Raw genomic sequence first — 17677 nt, forward strand, 5'->3', positions numbered from 1 at the left:
TTGCACAGTTTTTTTATGATTTGTTTTGAAGTTCTTCAATAACCGGGACTGCAATATCAGGACGGCGGGTAATAATGCCTTTCGCTCCAGCCGCTATCAAGGCTTTCATCTCTTCCGCATCATCGATTGTCCAATAATGTACGGAAACGTTCAGGTTTTCCAAGAATGAGATAAATCGCTGGGAGTCGAGTCTGAACATGGATGATCGAACCGGAATTTGGAAGACATCGGCTCTTGGCTGATAAAGATGGCCGAACTGGCTATTGAAAGCCGTGAACGCTTTGCGGACTTCGTTTTCGCCAGCTCCAATTGCGACGCGGTTTTGTGCGTATAAATTAAACCGGTCAATTTGCTCGTCGAAGAAACTGGTCACGACTACGCGATTTTGGACGTCCATCGACTCGATCAAACGCCATAACTTCGAAGGGATCAAGCTGCCTTCATACGTTTCTGGCGAATCTTTAATATCAATATTGATGAGCATATGCGGAAATTTCTCGAATAATTCCTTCAGCAATACGACTTTCTCGCCTTTCCCGCGATAAGAATGGCGGCCGTCGGCATCGATAAAGTGATAGCCCAGGTCAAACCCGCGCAGTTCTTCCAACGTCATATCCGCTACGCGGCCTGCTCCGTCGGTTGTACGGTCCACATATTCGTCATGGAAAACTAGAATTTCTTCATCTTTCGTCAATCGGATATCAATTTCAAATCCTTGTACGCCTAATTCCGCAGATTGCTGGAATGCGGCCATCGAACTCTCAGGGGCGATACCACAGCCGCCGCGGTGAGCCAATACGATAGGCTGGCCATAATCCAAAGCTTCAGTTTGCGGACGCTTTTGCGGATTAGCCATTGCTTTTGTCCCTGCCCAGGCTGCTGCTCCAACCGCTACGGCAGCAAGGCCAATTTTCGTTTTCTTCCCCATCTTATGTAATACCCCCTCAAAATATAACTATAGACATTATAGCGAATTAACTACTTTATTGTTAGTTTAATCCGATAGCGTTTTGTTCACTATACCCTAAAAAATCCATTTCATTCTCACTGCTCAAAAAAGTTGGGGTCTGCATACAGTTTTTTGATGGATTTGAAGCGGCATTGCTGGATTTGTTTGGTTGCGGCATTTTTCTTTCCTATGGTATCCTAAACTAAATGCAAAGAGCCTGCACACGAGCATATTCATGTTTTGCTTTAGCGTGTGCTGAAATGGCCAGAATTATGTTCCATTGGCCTCCGAACTTTTCGGGGTGCGGGATTGATATGCCGTTAAATCGGTAGAAAAGAGGGGAATTTATGCGAGATCGTCAAGGCCTCATTGTCTACGTGCATCATCTGAAACAAGCTAAATCATTGCGCAAATTCGGACATGTTCACTTTATTTCGAGAAAGCTGAAGTATGTCGTACTTTATATGGACCAGGAAGCGATTGAAGCGACAAAAGCTAAATTATCGAAGCTTCCTTATGTCAAGCAAGTGCTTGAATCATATCGGCCATTCATTAAAACTGAGTATGAAAATGCCAAGCCCGATAAAGCGAAAGAATACGACTATAAGATCGGACTTTGATTATTGCATCGGCGGAATATAATGGTTTAACCGCAAAATGGCAATCAAGTGGCCGAAGTACATGGTTTTGTCCACATAAACGGAAGAATGTTTAACTTCCATTTTTATGGGTGTATGGCCTTGTTTTTCTACAGCCTCCTGAAAAATAGCCAGGCGTTTGGAGTCCTCTGGAATTCCTTCGCGGCAAAGGTAGATAGGCATGAAATTGCCTTCTTCTGCAGGTTTAAAAGCAGCCGCAATCGAGAGAACCGTTTTGCCTTCCTTGTCTTTGGAGGCAAATACGAATCCATGAAGAAAACGGTGTGAATTTGTGGCGATCAGTTCCCGGAGCTCGTATATATCTCCGTAACCTTCTCCAAGTTCGATAAAACGTTGAATCATGAGATCACGTCCTTTCCAAAATCCATTTTACCATTACCAAACAACTTATCCAGAAGAAATTTAGCAAATAAGAGGCGATAGTATGCGTGTTGTAGCAGGAACAGCAAAAGGGCTGCCATTGAAAGCGGTGCCTGGGACTTCGACAAGGCCCACTACAGATAAAGTGAAAGAATCCGTCTTCAATATGATCGGCCCGTTTTTTGACGGCGGAATTGCAGTGGATCTGTTTGCCGGAAGCGGAGGCCTCGGCATTGAAGCGCTAAGCCGCGGCATTGACCGGGTTATTTTTACCGATAAAGACCGGAAAGCGATTGAGACCATCCGCGCAAATCTTGCGAAGACAAAGTTGCAAGAGCGGGCAGAAGTCTATAAAGTGGAAGCGGAACGAGCCATTAAGGCGATGAAGAAAAACGGCATCCAAGCTAGATTGCTGTTTTTGGATCCGCCTTATCATATGGAAGCTTCCTATGAATTAATGGACAAAGCTGCAGAGATCGGGATTATGACGGAAGATTCCATTGTAGTCTGCGAACACGCCAAAGAAGTGGCGCTCGGTGCAGAGACTAAGTATTTTGAACGGTTCAAGCATGAGCCTTATGGCAGCACCATCATTTCAATTTACCGTTTCAAAGGGGAAGAGGGAGAAGAGATTGAGTAAAATTGCAGTTGTGCCAGGAAGTTTCGACCCGATTACAATGGGGCATTTAGACATTATTAAGAGGGCTTCCACTATTTTCGATGAAGTTAAAGTGGTGGTCATGAACAATTCGTCGAAAAACCCGCTTTTCAATGTCGAGGAACGAATCGGGTTGATTTCGGAAGTTACCCAATCGATTCCGAATGTGCAAGTCGAGTCATTTGCGGGGCTGTTGATCGATTATTCCATTGAAGTGAAAGCAAACGCCATCGTCCGGGGGCTGCGAGCCGTATCGGATTTCGAATACGAAATGCAAATCACTTCCATGAACCGGTTCTTGAATGAAAACATCGAAACCTTATTTATGATTTCCAATAACCAATACTCGTTCCTAAGTTCGAGCATTGTCAAAGAAGTAGCGAAATACGGCGGCAATATCAGCGGATTAGTGCCGGCAGCGGTAGAAGAAGCATTAAAGCAGAAATTCATTTAAGTCACGTTTTGCGTGGCTTTTTGTAATTGGGCTGCTAAAAAGGAAGGAGCAGCGTATGAAAAATAAAAAATTGATTATGGTAGTAATTGTAGCCGCACTGGCTATTTTCGTTTCAACGTACCGCTTAGACTTGTATATCACTCGGCCAGGCGGTGCTTACGAATTGAGCCCTCTTGTGAAAGTTGAAGGGGGAGATGAAGATGACGAAGGGACATTGAGCCTGATGACGGTTTCCATGTTGAATGCGACGCCTTCCCTCTATTTATATGCCAAAGTGAAAGACGGCTACAAGATTTTAAAGCCGGAAGAAGTCAGAAGCCCGCATGAAAGCGACGAGGAATATAACGTCCGCCAACTCAAGCTGATGTCGGATTCCCAAATCAACGCTTTGCAAGTAGCTTTTGAACAAGCGGAACTGCCTTACGAGGTGACCAATAACGGCGTATTCGTTTTGAATGTGCTGGAAGGCGGAGCAGCAGATGGGACTTTGCAGGCCGGAGATCAGGTGCTGTCTATAGACGGCAATGAATTTTCTGCCCAGCAGGATTTTGTCGATTACATTTCGAGCAAAAAAGAAGGTGAAACTGTAGAAGTTGTCTATGAACGCGACGACCGGAAGATCACCAATGAAATCGAACTGGCTCCGCTGCCGAGTGAACCCGAACGTGTTGGCCTTGGCATCTCTTTTGTAGAAAATAAAGATATTATGACAACCCCGAAAGTGGAAATTGATTCCGATTCCATCGGCGGCCCTTCTGCCGGTCTGATGTTCACGTTGGAAATCATCAATCAATTGTTGGATGAGGATATTACGAAAGGCTATAACGTAGCAGGCACTGGCACGATGTCCAGTGACGGAAGTGTAGGAAGAATTGGCGGCATCGACCAGAAAATCATCGCTGCCGACAATGAAGGAATCGAAATTTTCTTCGCTCCGGATGATGAAGCCGAAGGCATAGATGAAACGAATTACGATGTAGCAGTAGAAACGGCTGAAAAAATCAAGTCGGACATGGAAATTGTTCCGGTTCAAAACGTTAACGATGCGCTTGATTATTTAGCGGGTTTAGACGCCAAGTAGAAAGGCGGAGTAGAGTATTCCTTTTGAAGATCGGAAATTCCCATGCCTGACAAGTACATGTAGCTTGCATGGATATCGAGTCCTCCCATCGCGTCGTTGAGGTCAGCGGCGCGGCTGACAAGGGGAAGTTCGATATTCTTTTTTTGTGCATGGAGATAGTGCCGCCCGGTTTCTGTCATGCCCAGCAAACGAAGATACGCCGGTTTTTCAAAAGATCGCAGTTGTTCCCAAGTAAAACCCGTATAAATATGGGTAAGCATCCGCTGGACGCGTGTTCTTGTAAAGCGTTTGGACTTGATGCGCGCAATGAAAGGTTCGAAATAAGCTTCTTTCTTTGCAGCTTCGAAAATGAGATTTTCTATGCCTTCCGTCACTTCAGCAAACCGTTTCAGACTTTCCGGCCGTTCCCGGAGAATAATCGTGCGAAGCTTGGGATAAAATAATTCCCAGCTGCCAAACCTGCCGTGAAGTTCATGAAATGAAACAAGGGAGTGGATGGAAGCAGCTGGCATAAAACGGGAAAGCTCTTCGAGCGACCCCTCTTCAAAAAATGCTTTTCGGATGCCTGTTGCGCTGGCAATCGTCAAATCTTTATTGACCGGATCATGGTAGTTGGCGGCAATCCGCTGGATGGTCAACGGACGAATCGCGAACCGGTTGTTTTTCGCCGCTTCTATGTAATGGTAGCCAAGAATGTTATTGGGCTGAGATAAATCAGCGAATCCCGCATCCGAGCCTGTAAGAGCTTTATAAGCGTTGTTTAGAGCTTTTGGATAGCTGATGCCCGTTTGGATAGCTTCATGGATCAGACGTTCATATTCAGCGCGGTGAGCGGTTAATAAGGCATAGGAATTTAAGAAAGGTTCGATAGCGCCTTGTTCGCTGCCGAAACAGAAAGATTCGCTGCCGATGGCTTCTAAAAGATGGATGGCGCCTTTTGCAAAATCGGAAGCCTGCCCTGTAGCGTAGACGTAAGGAAGTTCAATAACCACGTCGACGCCGTTTTGGAGCGCCATTTCGCAACGTGTCCATTTATCGGCAAAAGCCGGCTCGCCGCGCTGGAGAAATTGTCCGCTCATGACAGCGATGACGACATCAGCGCCGGATTTTTTTCTGGCTTGTTCTGCATGGTAAAGATGTCCGTTATGAAATGGATTGTATTCAACAATAATACCTGTAGCTTTCATTTGGCTCTCCCCTTTGGTAAACTTAATCTACAGTATACCGATGTTTAGAAACCCCTGACAAGATTTTATCTTGACATCTTTTTCTGTACATTATATAATCAACTTTGTTGTCTTAGAGGTGATACTTATGAAAATGGCGATTCAACAGCTTCAAAAGTTTCGCAAAGACGGAATGCCAATCGACGAAACGATCCGATTAGATGCAGTGAAAGATCGCAATAGTGATATTCGTGATGTTTCTCCTATGCATGTCACCGGTCATTGTACAGTTGGTTCGCAACAAATAACGTGCCAGCTCCATCTCGAAGGCAAGTTGATCTTGCCTTGTGCACGAACTTGGGAAGACGTTGAATTCCCGATTGACGTAGAATCGGTTGAAATTTTTTCTTGGTCTGAAAAAGACCGGGAAAGCAGGGAAGATAATGTTCACTTTGTAGACGCTGAAACACTCGATCTTCAGCCGATCCTGGAAGAGCTTATTTTGCTTGAGATACCGATGCAAGTCTTTAAGGAAGACGCCGACGAAGCCGTTATAACTGGCGGCAATGACTGGTCGTATTCAACGGATGAGCAAGTGGAAGCCGAGAAAGCAGAAGCACCACCAAAACCGGATCCAAGACTTGCTGATTTAGCAAAGTATTTTGATCAGTCAGATGAATAGAATCATTGTAAGGAGGTGTCACCAATGGCTGTACCGTTCAGAAGAACGTCCAAAACCGTTAAAAGAAAACGCCGTACTCATTTCAAATTGTCAGTGCCGGGCATGGTAACTTGCCCTAGCTGTGGCGAATCGAAATTGGCTCACCACGTCTGCAAAGCATGTGGATCATACAAAGGGAAAGAAGTTGTAGCAAGCAAATAAACCAGTATTTGCTGCTAAAAGGCTATTGAGAGGCCATGGCTCTCGATAGCCTTTTTCTCTATCTGGATTTAAAAGGAGTGGTTTGATGTCTTATAAAATAGATTTGTCAGGTGGCATATTGACTTTTACCATCGATCGTCCCCATATCCGAAACGCTATCAATGATGAAGTGATCCAAGGCCTTGAAGAATTAGTCGCGCAAGTACATAACCATGACCCGCAGTTTGTCATTATCACCGCTTCAGGGGAACAAGCTTTTTGTTCCGGCGGCGACCTGTCCGTTTATCAGCATTTGCGTACGCGGAATGAAGCCTATCCTATGCTGAAAAAAATGGGCGACGTTCTCTATCGAATAAAGACCTTGCCGGTCCCGGTGGTCGCGCTGGTCAACGGCATGGCCGTCGGCGGTGGCTGTGAAATCGCTACTGCCTGCGATTACCGCCTAGTCCGAAGCCATGCAAAATGCGGCTTTATCCAAGGGACGCTCGCCATTACAAGCGGCTGGGGCGGCGGCACGTATGCAATGGAAACCATTCCCCATGCCGAAGCGCTGAAAATGCTGAGTGAAGCGAGAGTCTATACAGCTCAGGAATTGCTTGAAAACGGCTGGGCCACTAAAGTGGTGGAATCCGAGGCCGGTGTAGAAGCCTTTTTCCAATCGATGAAAAAGATACGTCCGGAAGTTCACCGGGCCTATAAAGAAATTGCCATCCGCAAATGGCAAAGTTCTCATTTAAAAGATCGTGTAAACGAAGAAATCCGCTTGTGTGCAGAATTGTGGGAAGCAGATGCCCACCACGATGCGGTCGAAAGATTCTTAAATAAAAAGAAATAAATAAAACAACATTAAAGCCATACTGGAATCTCAGTATGGCTTTAACGTTGTTTTCAATTCTTAGCAAAGTTTCCGTGAAACTCCGAAATGATAATTTTTATAAGAATAGTTGAAATCGCTTACAAATTTCGTATATGCTAGAGAAGGGAGAAAAACACAGGGGGTATTTCTTATATGAATAAAATCCTGATTGCCAACCGCGGCGAAATTGCACGCCGAATTATTCGCACGTGCAATAAGCTGGGGATCCAAACGGTTGCCATCCACTCCGAGGCTGATGGGGATCTGCCTTACGTGAGTGAAGCAACGGAACATGTATTGATTGGGCCGAATCCGGTTGTCCAATCCTATTTGCAAGGGGACAAAATTATTGAAGCAGCAAAAGCGCACGGCGCATCGGCTATCCATCCCGGATACGGCCTATTGTCCGAAAATGCGGAGTTTGCGCGCAAAGTCGAAGAAGCGGGATTGATTTTCATCGGTCCGGCAGCTGATATAATCGAAAAAATGGGCGATAAAATCGAATCGCGCAGAACGATGATTGAGGCCAATGTTCCAGTAGTGCCTGGGACAGAAAACGGCGTAGCCACTTTAGAAGAGGCAATCAAAGAAGCGGAAGCCATCGGCTATCCTGTTATGCTGAAGGCTAGTGCCGGAGGCGGAGGCATTGGCATGGTGCGCTGTGATAGTGAGCAAGCGCTCAGTCAACAGTTTGTATCGGTGAAAAATCGTGCGAAAGCCTATTTTGGCGATGACATCGTTTTCTTGGAGAAGTTCTTGCCGAATGCCCGCCATATCGAAGTTCAAATTTTTGGAGACCAGCATGGCAATATCATCCATCTTTTTGAACGGAATTGCTCTGTTCAGCGCCGCAACCAGAAAGTGATTGAAGAGTCGCCTTCGCCGAATTTGCCGCAGGATGTTAGGGAAAAGCTTTGCGAAGCAGCCGTACAGGCAGCCAAAGCAGTCGCTTACACAAATGCAGGCACGGTAGAATTTATTGTGGATGAAAATAATGAGTTCTATTTCCTGGAAATGAACACAAGGCTTCAAGTCGAGCATCCGGTAACGGAACAAGTAACCGGGCTTGACCTGGTGGAATGGCAGTTGAAAGTCTCTAACGGAGAAGATCTGCCTGCACAAACTGAAATTGAATCGGCTGGCCATGCGATTGAATACCGGATTTATGCAGAAGATCCGAAGACGTTCTTCCCGTCGCCCGGAACGCTTGAAAAAATCATTTGGGGGCAGGATGCCCGCATTGAATCGGGCTACGAACAAGGCAATGCAGTAACGCCGTTCTACGATCCGATGATTTCCAAAATCATTGTAACGGGAGAAGACCGGATTGATGCGCTCCGCAAATCACAGAATTTTTTCAATCATGCTACAATAGCGGGAGTGAAGACGAACATACCGTTGTTCCACGAATTTATTGAATCTCCGGAATTCGTTTCGGGAGACTATGCAACATCGACATTATCAAATTGGATGGAAAAATCAAAGGAGGAATCGGGATTATGAAAGAAGTAAAAGCATCGATGGCAGGGACTGTATTAAACATTTTGGTAGCAGAAGGGGATGCCGTATCGGCAGGGCAAGCAATTTTAACGTTGGAATCCATGAAAATGGAAATTCCAGTCGAAGCGGAAACGGGCGGCAAAGTGGAAAAAATCCACGTTGAAGTCGGCGGCTTTGTCAATGAAGAAGATACGTTAATCACATTCGGCGAATAACAACGGATTTCCATGCAAAGGGGATGCAGAAATGACAAAAACCACCGAAACGACGGGGTATAACGAACGTTTAGAACAGAAACTGGCGACGATTTTTGCTGGGGGGCAGCAAAAATACCATGAAAAAATGAAGGAAAGCAATAAATTATTTGTGCGCGACCGCCTTCGACTCCTATTTGACGATGGAAATTATGTTGAAGACGGACGCTTTGCCAATGTGGAAGCGGGAGACCTTCCAGCCGATGGCGTTGTAACAGCAATCGGCAAAGTGAACGGCGAAACAGTTTGTGTCATGGCCAATGATTCGACGGTAAAAGCCGGTTCATGGGGTTTCAGAACGGTTGAGAAAATCATCCGCATCCAAGAGACAGCAGAGAAGATGCAAGTGCCGATGCTGTATTTAGTCGATTCGGCAGGCGCCCGCATTACCGACCAACTCGCGATGTTCCCGAACCGCAGAGGCGCTGGGCGGATCTTCCATAACCAGGTCAGAATGTCTGGCATGGTGCCGCAAGTTTGCCTCCTATTCGGCCCATCAGCAGCAGGCGGCGCGTACATACCGGCATTTTGTGACATTGTCATCATGGTGGAAGGCAATGCTTCCATGTATTTGGGGTCGCCGCGTATGGCGGAAAAAGTAATCGGCGAAAAAGTGACGCTGGAGGAAATGGGCGGTGCCCGCATGCACTGCACCGTCAGCGGAGTGGGCGATGTATTGGTTTCGACGGAAGAAGAAGCGATTTCAGAAGCCCGCCGCTACCTGCAATTCTTCCCTGCGAATTTCGCTGTGAAGCCGGAAAGAATCGAATCAAAAGCCCAAAAGGCTGGCCGTTCACTAGAAGCGATCATTCCGGAAAACCAGAATGCGCCTTTTGATATGTATGAATTAATCGATCAATTAGTCGATGAAGGCAGTTTCTTCGATATCAAAAAGCTGTTCGCCGGTGAATTGATTACAGGGCTTGCCCGCATTGACGGGCAAGCCGTCGGAATTTTAGCGAACCAGCCGAAAGTCAAAGGTGGCGTCTTGTTCGGCGATTCAGCAGACAAAGGTGCGAAATTCATCAATCTGTGCGATGCTTTTTCCATTCCCTTATTGTTCCTTGCAGACGTTCCTGGATTTATGATCGGCACGAAAGTGGAGCGGGCAGGCATTATCCGCCATGGCGCCAAATTCATTGCGGCGATGAGTTCTGCCACTGTGCCGAAAATTTCCGTCATTGTCCGGAAAGCTTACGGCGCAGGACTTTATGCGATGGCCGGCCCGGCTTTTGAACCGGATGTCTGCATCGCGCTTCCGACGGCCCAAATTGCTGTCATGGGACCCGAAGCAGCCGTCAATGCCGTCTACTCGAATAAAATCGAGGCAATTGAAGATCCGAAAGAACGTTTGAAGTTTGTTCAAGAGAAGCATCAGGAATATAAAGAAGAAATCGATATCTATAAGCTGGCTTCAGAAATGATTATCGATGAAATTATCGCGCCAAGCCAATTGCGCAATGTGCTTTCACAGCGCCTATCTTTCTATGAAACAAAAGATTTGCCGCTGCCATATCGAAAACACGCGATTAATCCTGTATAATGAAAATATCCTGGAGTCTGCCTTTATAAGGCAGGCTTCTTTTTTGAGAGAGTCATAATCGGTTTGGATAGGGGAGGGAATCGGATGAAATTTGCAGTGGTAGGCGCTGGAGCAATCGGCATGCTCATGGCTTGTCTGTTAAAAGACGCGGGAGAAGAAGTTCTGTTAATGCCAAAAACTGAAAAGCAAGCAAAAGAAATTGAAACAGTAGGCATTTTGAAAGACCATAAGCTGTATCGGATACCCGCCATAACAGAATTTCAGCTGATTTCACCGGACACTTATATTTTATTGGCCGTGAAGTATGATGCGCTTTTAGAACTGGTGCCGGTGATCAGCCGTGAATGTCCGGACAACCCGCTTATTTTCCTTCAAAACGGCATGCTGCACCTGGAGTTGATCGAAGAGATGCCGCATCAGCAAATCGCTTTAGGCAGCGTCGAACATGGTGCGCTAAAAGTGGGGCCGACAGAAATAAAGCATACAGGGCTCGGAACGGTGAAATTTGCGCTGGCGCGAGGAGCAGCCACCACATTCAAGCCTTTAGCCGGCATCCAGGGTTTTCAAAGCGGATGGGTGGAAAATGCCGACCAGCTCTTATTCCGTAAAGTGCTGCTGAATTGTTTGATCAATCCCTTGACCGCTTTGATGGAAATTAAAAATGGCGAATTGCTGACGAATTATCATGCCTATGAATTGCTGAAAAATCTATACACGGAATTGTATCTTGCATTTCCTGAAATCGAAAAATTGCTTCCCTTTGAGGAAGTGACGGCTTTATGCGCTTCGACATCGACGAATACGTCCTCCATGCTGGCTGATAAGTTGGATAAAAGGAAAATGGAACTCGATACGATCTTGCTGTATACAATGCGGCGTTCAAAACTTGAACTGCCCTTATTGAAAACCTTATATAATCTATTAAAAGCGACTGAGGTATAAGCGATGGATATTCTATACACGATAGGGGCAGTCTTGATCTTTGCTCCATTTATTGCCTTTCTTCTGGTGGTGCTGATTGCCCGCAAAAAAATGAAATACCAATCAATCGGCCTTGCTGCTGATTTAACTACTTTTTTGCTGTTCTTTTCAGTGCCTGTGTCGATCAAAGCGATTTGGGAGATCGACATCACGGCACTCGTCTATTTGATTGCGATCCTGATCGCGATCGTTTTGCTTGTCATCGAATGGCGGCAGACAAAGGAAATTGAAATCTTAAGATACATTCGGCAAACGTGGCGCATGTATTTCGTGCTTCTTGCTCTTGCCTATAGTTCGATCTGGGCCGTTGGGATTGTTCTTTCGCTTTTGCATTTTTTTAGGATATGAAGCTGATTTTTTTTATTTCTTACTGCCTTTTGATATAGTAAGTTTGAATGTATAGGGAAAAGGGGACTTTTTTTCATGAGGCTTGAAGAACAATATGCCGCACCGGCAAATAAATTAATGAATGATTACATAAATGGCGAGAACGGAATTTACGACTATTTTTCCTATGAACCGGCCTTGGAAAAGTTCGCTGAACGCATGGAAGCCCTTAAGGAACATCCGGTAGACAGGCTGCGGCTCAGTTCGATTTTAAGGAATTATATGGGCCGCCACGGCATTTCTGGAAAAGCAGCCGAGCATTTGCAGGCGTTTGAAAATGGGGCGCCTGTCGTTGTGACCGGGCAGCAAGCCGGCCTTTTGACGGGGCCGCTCTATACCGTGCATAAAGCGATTTCGGTTATTGTCCTGGCGAAAGAAGCAAGCGGCCGGCTCAATCAAAAGGTGGTCCCTGTATTCTGGATTGCCGGAGAAGACCATGATTTAGCAGAAATCAGCCATTTGTACCGCGAAGTCAATGGACGGGTAGATAAATTGAACTTTCCGCACGTGGAATACGGAAAAAGCTCCGCTTCTGCTGCAAAATTAAACAAAAAGAAAATCACGGAGTTTTTGGAAGAATATTTCCGCAGCATGCCCGAAACGGCGCACTCGAAAGAATTGCATCAAATGGCTTTCCGCTTTTTGGAGGCATCGGATTCATTTACGGATTTCTTTTCTGCTTTTATCCATTACTTTTTCGAGGAAGAAGGTTTGCTGTTCATTGACGCTGCGTTTCCGGAATTGCGCCACTATGAATCTTCTTATTTCCTCGAAATGGTCGAAAAGTCGGAAGCCATTGCAGCGGCGGTTCACCGGACGGAGCAATCGCTGGTTGCACAAGGCTACTCGGCTGCCATTGAAGCGGAAGCGGATGCAGCCAATCTCTTTATTACTGTGCAAGGTGAACGCATTCTCTTGCAAAGAAGCGAAGGCAGCTTTACCGGCAATAACGGAGCGGTTTCTTTTACAGCTGAAGAGCTGAAAGAAATTGCGGCAAACAATCCGGAACGGTTAAGCAATAATGTGGTGACTAGACCCCTGATGCAAGAAATGGTCTTCCCGGTACTGGCCTTTGTTGGAGGCCCCGGCGAAATTTCCTATTGGGCAGCTTTAAAAGAGGCATTCAAGCTGATGGGCATGGAATTGCCGATTATCTTGCCTCGTCTTGGCATGACGCTTGTAAATCGCCAAGTGCAAAGTTTAATGGAGAAATACGGACTGGACTTCGAGGGAATCGTCAATGATCGGAAAGTCAGCCAACTGAAAATCCAGTTGATGGACTCGATTCGCGATAAAGATGCTGAAGAAATGGTGGAAGAATTGAAAACGAAGCTTCAGGCAGACTATGAAGCTATTCAAGAAAAGTTTTCATCCATAAGTAAAGGGTTAACGCCTATTGTGGAAAAGAACTTGAAAATCCATTTAAAGCAATTGGATTTTTTGAAAAACAAATTGGAAGATGAAGTGATGCTTCAAAACAGCACGCAATTCACCCATTTTGAAACGCTGGAGAATGAGTTAATTCCAAATAATAGTTTGCAAGAACGAGTATATAGTCCCTTCCCATATATGAATGAATACGGAAAGACGCTCGTCCAGGACATGCTAAAGCTGGATTTGAAATATGACAAAAATCACAAAATCATCTATATGTAAGCTGAAAAAGTCTGCCACGGCAGGCTTTTTTTGTCTCAAGAAGTAGAATTGAGATTTATTTTTGTAACAAACGTGAAATATTTCAAAAACAAGTGGTGAGAAGTGGGGGATTGTGGTACATTAAAATCAATAAGTGGGGTGACGGGCATGTTCATGGGAGAATATCAACATAGCGTTGATGCAAAGGGACGTTTAATCGTGCCTGCAAAGTTTCGCGAGCAGCTAGGCGAAAGTTTTGTAATTACCCGTGGCCTGGATCAATGCTTATTTGGTTACACAATGGATGAATGGCAAAAGATCGAAGAAAAGCTGAAAGAGCTGCCGGTCACTAAAAAAGACGCACGTGCTTTTACACGATTCTTTTTCTCGGGTGCATCTGAAGTTGAACTCGATAAACAAGGGCGCGTCAATATCCCTTCAACATTGCTAACATACGCAAAATTGGACAAAGAATGCATAATACTCGGAGTGTCGAACCGCTTTGAAATTTGGGCGAAAGATGCATGGGAAGAATACTTTACAGCATCAGAAGATTCATTTAATGATATTGCAGAGAATTTAGCAGACTTTGATTTTTAAAAATTGAACGGGGGGAATGGATTGTTCAACCACACCACGGTTTTACTCCAAGAGACTGTCGATGGACTGAACATTCGTCCTGATGGCATTTATGTGGACTGCACGCTAGGCGGAGCAGGGCACAGTGAGTATTTAGTAAAGCAATTATCAGATGAAGGGCATTTGTTTTGTTTTGACCAAGACGCGACAGCGATTGAGCATGCAAAAGAAAAACTGGCAGATTATCTGCACCGGATCACTTTCATCCATGCGAATTTTAAATCGATAAAAGAAGAATTGGAAATGCGCGGAATCGAAAAAGTCGATGGCATTCTTTATGACTTAGGGGTTTCTTCTCCCCAATTGGATACTCCTGAAAGGGGATTCAGTTACCATAACGATGCACCGCTCGATATGCGGATGGACCAATCAGCCCACTTAAGTGCTTACCATGTGGTCAATGAATGGCCGTATGAAGACTTAGTCCGCATTTTCTACCGCTACGGCGAAGAGAAGTTTTCCAAGCAAATTGCCCGAAAAATCGAAGCGGCCAGGGAAACCGAACCGATTGAAACGACAGGGCAACTAGTGGAGTGCATCAAAGACGGAATTCCGGCTTTTGCAAGGCGGAAAGGCGGCCATCCGGCAAAACGCGTATTCCAAGCAATCCGCATTGCCGTAAACGATGAACTCGGAGCAGCCGAAGTATCCTTACAGCATGCGTTAGAGTTGCTTGCAGTAGGCGGCCGGATCAGTGTCATCACATTCCATTCGTTAGAAGACCGTTTATGCAAGACGATATTCAAGGAAGCTTCATCACTTCCGGAACTGCCGCCGAATTTACCGGTTATCCCGGATGGCATGGAACCGATGCTGAAGCTCATTACCCGAAAACCGATCTTGCCAACAGAGGAAGAATTAGAGCAAAATAACCGTTCGCGATCAGCGAAATTGCGGATAGCAGAAAAAATCAGAGAATAAGGGCGTGTTCAAATGGCGTTGAGTGCTAGAAAAGAAGCATACATACAACAGCCGGCCGTTCCTCAAAACCCGAGTCGGCAGCCGGTCAAAAAACAAAGTTTAATCACAAAAGGCGAGAAAGTCCTTTATTTGTCTTTCTTGGCGGCCTTTGTCTTTTGTGCATTGATGATTTTACAGAATCAATCGGAAATTCAGGCATCTACTCAAGAAATTCAAACAATTGAACAATCAATCGATGAAAAAGTGAAACAAAATACAGATTTGTCTGTGCAAGTCAGTGAACTTTCTACATATGAGCGCATTTGGTCAAAAGCAAAAGAATCTGGCCTTAAATTAAATGAGCAAAATGTAAAGGTAGTGCCTGGGCAATGAAAAAAAAGTTTCGATTTCAATGGGGAGCCTTTCTGCTATTTTTGATTTTTGCAGGGCTCTTTTTCATTTTGGCGCTGAGAATTGTCACTATTCAGGCAACAGGATCTGTTGAAGGCCAGGAGCTGGCTGCCAAAGCAGCAGCCAAGTACAGCCAGGAAGAAGTACTTTCCGCCGAACGCGGAAAAATACTCGACCGCAACGGAGAAGTGATTGCGGAAGATACACTGTCCTATAAACTTGTGGCTGTGATCGAAGAGTCCGCTACGCAAAATCCGGAAGACCCAAATCACGTCGTTGACCCTGAAATGACTGCACAGGTTCTCTCCAAATACTTGGACATGGAAGAAAGTGAAATAGTAAAGATTTTAGAGGCCGGAATTGAAAAAGACCGGTACCAGGTTGAATTCGGTTCTGCCGGACGGGAAATCAGCCATACGAAAATGATGGAAATAAAAGAAGAAGACCTTCCAGGCATCTTATTTGTGCGAGATTTGAAGCGGCTCTATCCCAATGGCAGTTTCGCCTCTCACTTGATCGGTTTTGCGCTGAAAGAAGAATTGGAAGATGGGCAAATCGTAACAAAAGGAAAAATGGGGCTTGAAGCCATTCATGATGAGGTGTTAACTGGAAAGAACGGCAAAATGGAGTTTGATACGGATAAATGGGGGTACTTGCTGCCAAATAGCGATTCGATCGTAACCCCGGCCATAGATGGTTCAAATTTGCAGTTAACTTTGGATAAAACATTGCAGAACTTTTTGGAAGATGCAATGAATAATGTACAGGAAGAATATTCGCCTACAAGGATGATTGCGGTTATTGCGGATCCTAAAACCGGTGAAATTTTAGCTATGACGCAGCGTCCAACTTTCAATCCGAATACGCGTGAGGGCCTTTCAGACAATTGGCTGAACGAGAGCATCGAATTGACGATTGAACCGGGCTCGCCAATGAAGATGTTTACTTTGGCATCAGCGATCCAGGAAGGAAAATGGGATCCCAATGCATATTACAATTCAGGATCTTATACGCTGTTTGGGACGACCATCGGTGACCATAACGGTAGGAGAGGGTGGGGGAGCATAACGTTCTTGGAAGGTTTTCAACGCTCCTCTAACGTATCCATGGCTTATTTGCTTGAACGCATCGGACCGGAAAACTTCATGAAATACGTTGATGCATTCGGTTTTGGCAAAAAAACCGGGATCGACCTTCCGAATGAATCGTCTGGCACTATACTGAATAATTTCCCTGTAGAGCGTCTGACGACTGCTTTTGGACAAGGATCTACCGTCACGCCGATCCAAATGATCCAGGCAGCTTCGGCCATTGCGAACGATGGGACGATGATGAAGCCTTACGTAATTGATCAAATTAAAAACCCGGATACGGGGGAAGTTTCCGTGAAAAGTGAACCGGAAAAAGCCGGGAATCCGATCTCTGCAGAAACGGCCAAAAAAGTTCGGGAAATTCTTGCTTCAACGGTCACTTCGGAACATGGTTCGGGACGGCCATTCGCATTGCAGGACTATACAGTAGCCGGCAAAACCGGAACTGCGCAAATTCCTGGTGAAGATGGACGCTATATGGTCGGAAGAAATAATTACCTGTATTCCTTCCTGGGCATGGCGCCAGCGGAAAATCCGGAGTTGCTGATTTATATCGGCGTTCAACAGCCGCAGCTGCCTTTGGATGAATATGGCTCCATTCCGGTTTCGAAGATTTTCACTTCTGTGATGGAGAATGGTTTGAAGTACATGAACATTGAACCGGAAAATGCCGAAACAGCCAAAACGTTTAAAGTAGAAGATTATACGGGGAAATCCGTGAAAGACATCACTACTCAGTTGGCTGAACAGGGCATTGAAGCAGTGCCTGCCGGAAAAGGGGACAAAGTGATTGCCCAGTATCCAGCCAAAGGCGAGACTGTGGCCGAAGGCGCAAAAGTGATCCTGAAAACCGAAGGCGTGCCGCCGCTGCCTGATTTCACCGGCTGGTCAAAACGCGATTTGCTTGCGTTCCAATCATTAAGCGGATTGTCTCTTGAAATCGCCGGCCAAGGGTTTGCAGTCAGCCAAAGCTTGTCGCAGGGAGCAGAAGTTGCTCCGAGAGAACCGATTGTCATTCAATTGCAGACGCCGGAAGAATCATTTAACCAGCTTATGGCAGATGGACCTGAGGGAATACCGGATGCAGACATAGAGAGTTCTTCCGAAGAAAGCACGGGGCAAGATGGCCAGGGCGAAGAACTAGATGAAAATGCCGGCTTCGAGGAATCGGCTGAAGAACCGGTCATCGAAGAAGGCAGTATTGTAGAAGAAAGCTTGGAAGAAACAATCACCGAAGAAACCGGGGAATAATTTACTATTTAAAGGAGCA

General features: G+C 45.6%; 20 protein-coding genes. 17 read left to right on the plus strand and 3 right to left on the minus strand.

Translation table 11 applies throughout. The features are described from left to right. Window positions 1-13: 13 nt before the first annotated feature. The gene (locus BN1080_RS06295; RefSeq protein WP_052651077.1) at window positions 14-928 is read right to left on the minus strand and encodes a glycerophosphodiester phosphodiesterase family protein; all 915 of its coding nucleotides are present in this window, start codon (window positions 926-928) and stop codon (window positions 14-16) included. 368 nt (window positions 929-1296) lie between these two features. Here BN1080_RS06295 and BN1080_RS06300 point away from each other — a divergent pair, with 368 nt between their 5' ends. Further along, entirely contained in the window at window positions 1297-1569 is a 273-nt protein-coding gene (locus tag BN1080_RS06300) for a YlbG family protein (protein WP_052651078.1), read from the plus strand. Here BN1080_RS06300 and BN1080_RS06305 read toward each other — a convergent pair whose 3' ends face one another. Then, on the minus strand, window positions 1570-1950 hold the full coding sequence (locus BN1080_RS06305; protein WP_052651079.1) for a DUF7147 family protein: 381 nt from the start codon (window positions 1948-1950) through the stop codon (window positions 1570-1572). An 82-nt stretch (window positions 1951-2032) separates the two neighbouring features. On the opposite strand from BN1080_RS06305, the gene rsmD reads away from it, so the two are divergent. Genes rsmD through BN1080_RS06320 form a run of 3 tightly spaced genes read left to right on the plus strand, consistent with a single transcriptional unit; the run spans window position 2033 to window position 4161 of the window. Further along, window positions 2033-2608 (plus strand): 16S rRNA (guanine(966)-N(2))-methyltransferase RsmD, encoded by a 576-nt coding sequence (rsmD, locus tag BN1080_RS06310; RefSeq protein ID WP_052651080.1) that lies wholly within the window; start codon window positions 2033-2035, stop codon window positions 2606-2608. Further along, window positions 2601-3080: a pantetheine-phosphate adenylyltransferase gene (gene coaD / locus BN1080_RS06315; protein WP_052651081.1), complete on the plus strand. Its 480-nt coding sequence runs from the start codon at window positions 2601-2603 to the stop codon at window positions 3078-3080. Before rsmD ends, coaD begins: the two co-directional genes overlap by 8 nt. A 55-nt stretch (window positions 3081-3135) precedes the next feature. Beyond that, on the plus strand, window positions 3136-4161 hold the full coding sequence (locus BN1080_RS06320; RefSeq protein ID WP_052651082.1) for a SepM family pheromone-processing serine protease: 1026 nt from the start codon (window positions 3136-3138) through the stop codon (window positions 4159-4161). On the opposite strand, the gene BN1080_RS06325 is transcribed toward BN1080_RS06320, so the two are convergent. Beyond that, window positions 4134-5348, minus strand: a complete 1215-nt coding sequence (locus BN1080_RS06325; protein WP_052651083.1) for a nucleotidyltransferase — start codon at window positions 5346-5348, stop codon at window positions 4134-4136. The genes BN1080_RS06320 and BN1080_RS06325 overlap by 28 nt on opposite strands. A 127-nt stretch (window positions 5349-5475) precedes the next feature. Here BN1080_RS06325 and BN1080_RS06330 point away from each other — a divergent pair, with 127 nt between their 5' ends. The 13 genes from BN1080_RS06330 (at window position 5476) to BN1080_RS06385 (ending at window position 17658) form a co-directional block, all read left to right on the plus strand. Then, on the plus strand, window positions 5476-6009 hold the full coding sequence (locus BN1080_RS06330) for a YceD family protein (protein ID WP_052651084.1): 534 nt from the start codon (window positions 5476-5478) through the stop codon (window positions 6007-6009). Window positions 6010-6033: 24 nt separating this feature from the next. Continuing rightward, entirely contained in the window at window positions 6034-6210 is a 177-nt protein-coding gene (gene rpmF, locus BN1080_RS16970; protein ID WP_033541041.1) for a 50S ribosomal protein L32, read from the plus strand. An 85-nt stretch (window positions 6211-6295) separates the two neighbouring features. Next, window positions 6296-7045 carry an enoyl-CoA hydratase/isomerase family protein gene (locus BN1080_RS06335; RefSeq protein WP_052651085.1) on the plus strand — a complete coding sequence of 250 codons (750 nt, stop codon included), beginning with the start codon at window positions 6296-6298 and terminating at the stop codon, window positions 7043-7045. A gap of 174 nt (window positions 7046-7219) precedes the next feature. Beyond that, a complete protein-coding gene (locus BN1080_RS06340) occupies window positions 7220-8569 on the plus strand; it encodes an acetyl-CoA carboxylase biotin carboxylase subunit (RefSeq protein WP_052651086.1) in 1350 nt (449 codons plus the stop codon). Beyond that, window positions 8566-8781 (plus strand): acyl-CoA carboxylase biotin carboxyl carrier protein subunit, encoded by a 216-nt coding sequence (locus BN1080_RS06345; RefSeq protein ID WP_052651087.1) that lies wholly within the window; start codon window positions 8566-8568, stop codon window positions 8779-8781. Before BN1080_RS06340 ends, BN1080_RS06345 begins: the two co-directional genes overlap by 4 nt. Window positions 8782-8812: 31 nt before the next feature. Continuing rightward, on the plus strand, window positions 8813-10363 hold the full coding sequence (locus BN1080_RS06350) for an acyl-CoA carboxylase subunit beta (protein ID WP_052651088.1): 1551 nt from the start codon (window positions 8813-8815) through the stop codon (window positions 10361-10363). Between the two features lie 84 nt (window positions 10364-10447). Further along, window positions 10448-11305, plus strand: coding sequence for a ketopantoate reductase family protein (locus BN1080_RS06355; protein WP_052651089.1), 858 nt, complete (start codon window positions 10448-10450; stop codon window positions 11303-11305). Between the two features lie 3 nt (window positions 11306-11308). After that, window positions 11309-11692 (plus strand): DUF3397 family protein, encoded by a 384-nt coding sequence (locus BN1080_RS06360; protein WP_110925591.1) that lies wholly within the window; start codon window positions 11309-11311, stop codon window positions 11690-11692. 75 nt (window positions 11693-11767) lie between these two features. Next, window positions 11768-13387, plus strand: a complete 1620-nt coding sequence (bshC, locus tag BN1080_RS06365; RefSeq protein ID WP_052651090.1) for a bacillithiol biosynthesis cysteine-adding enzyme BshC — start codon at window positions 11768-11770, stop codon at window positions 13385-13387. Between the two features lie 147 nt (window positions 13388-13534). Continuing rightward, on the plus strand, window positions 13535-13966 hold the full coding sequence (mraZ, locus tag BN1080_RS06370) for a division/cell wall cluster transcriptional repressor MraZ (RefSeq protein ID WP_052651091.1): 432 nt from the start codon (window positions 13535-13537) through the stop codon (window positions 13964-13966). Between the two features lie 21 nt (window positions 13967-13987). Beyond that, entirely contained in the window at window positions 13988-14926 is a 939-nt protein-coding gene (gene rsmH / locus BN1080_RS06375; RefSeq protein WP_052651092.1) for a 16S rRNA (cytosine(1402)-N(4))-methyltransferase RsmH, read from the plus strand. Between the two features lie 12 nt (window positions 14927-14938). Continuing rightward, the gene (ftsL, locus tag BN1080_RS06380; RefSeq protein WP_052651093.1) at window positions 14939-15298 is read left to right on the plus strand and encodes a cell division protein FtsL; all 360 of its coding nucleotides are present in this window, start codon (window positions 14939-14941) and stop codon (window positions 15296-15298) included. Further along, window positions 15295-17658, plus strand: a complete 2364-nt coding sequence (locus BN1080_RS06385; RefSeq protein ID WP_052651096.1) for a penicillin-binding protein — start codon at window positions 15295-15297, stop codon at window positions 17656-17658. Before ftsL ends, BN1080_RS06385 begins: the two co-directional genes overlap by 4 nt. Window positions 17659-17677: the final 19 nt, after the last annotated feature.

Origin of the sequence: Planococcus massiliensis, assembly GCF_000821325.1 — a bacterium.
GTDB classification, from domain to species: Bacteria; Bacillota; Bacilli; order Bacillales_A; family Planococcaceae; genus Planococcus; species Planococcus ruber.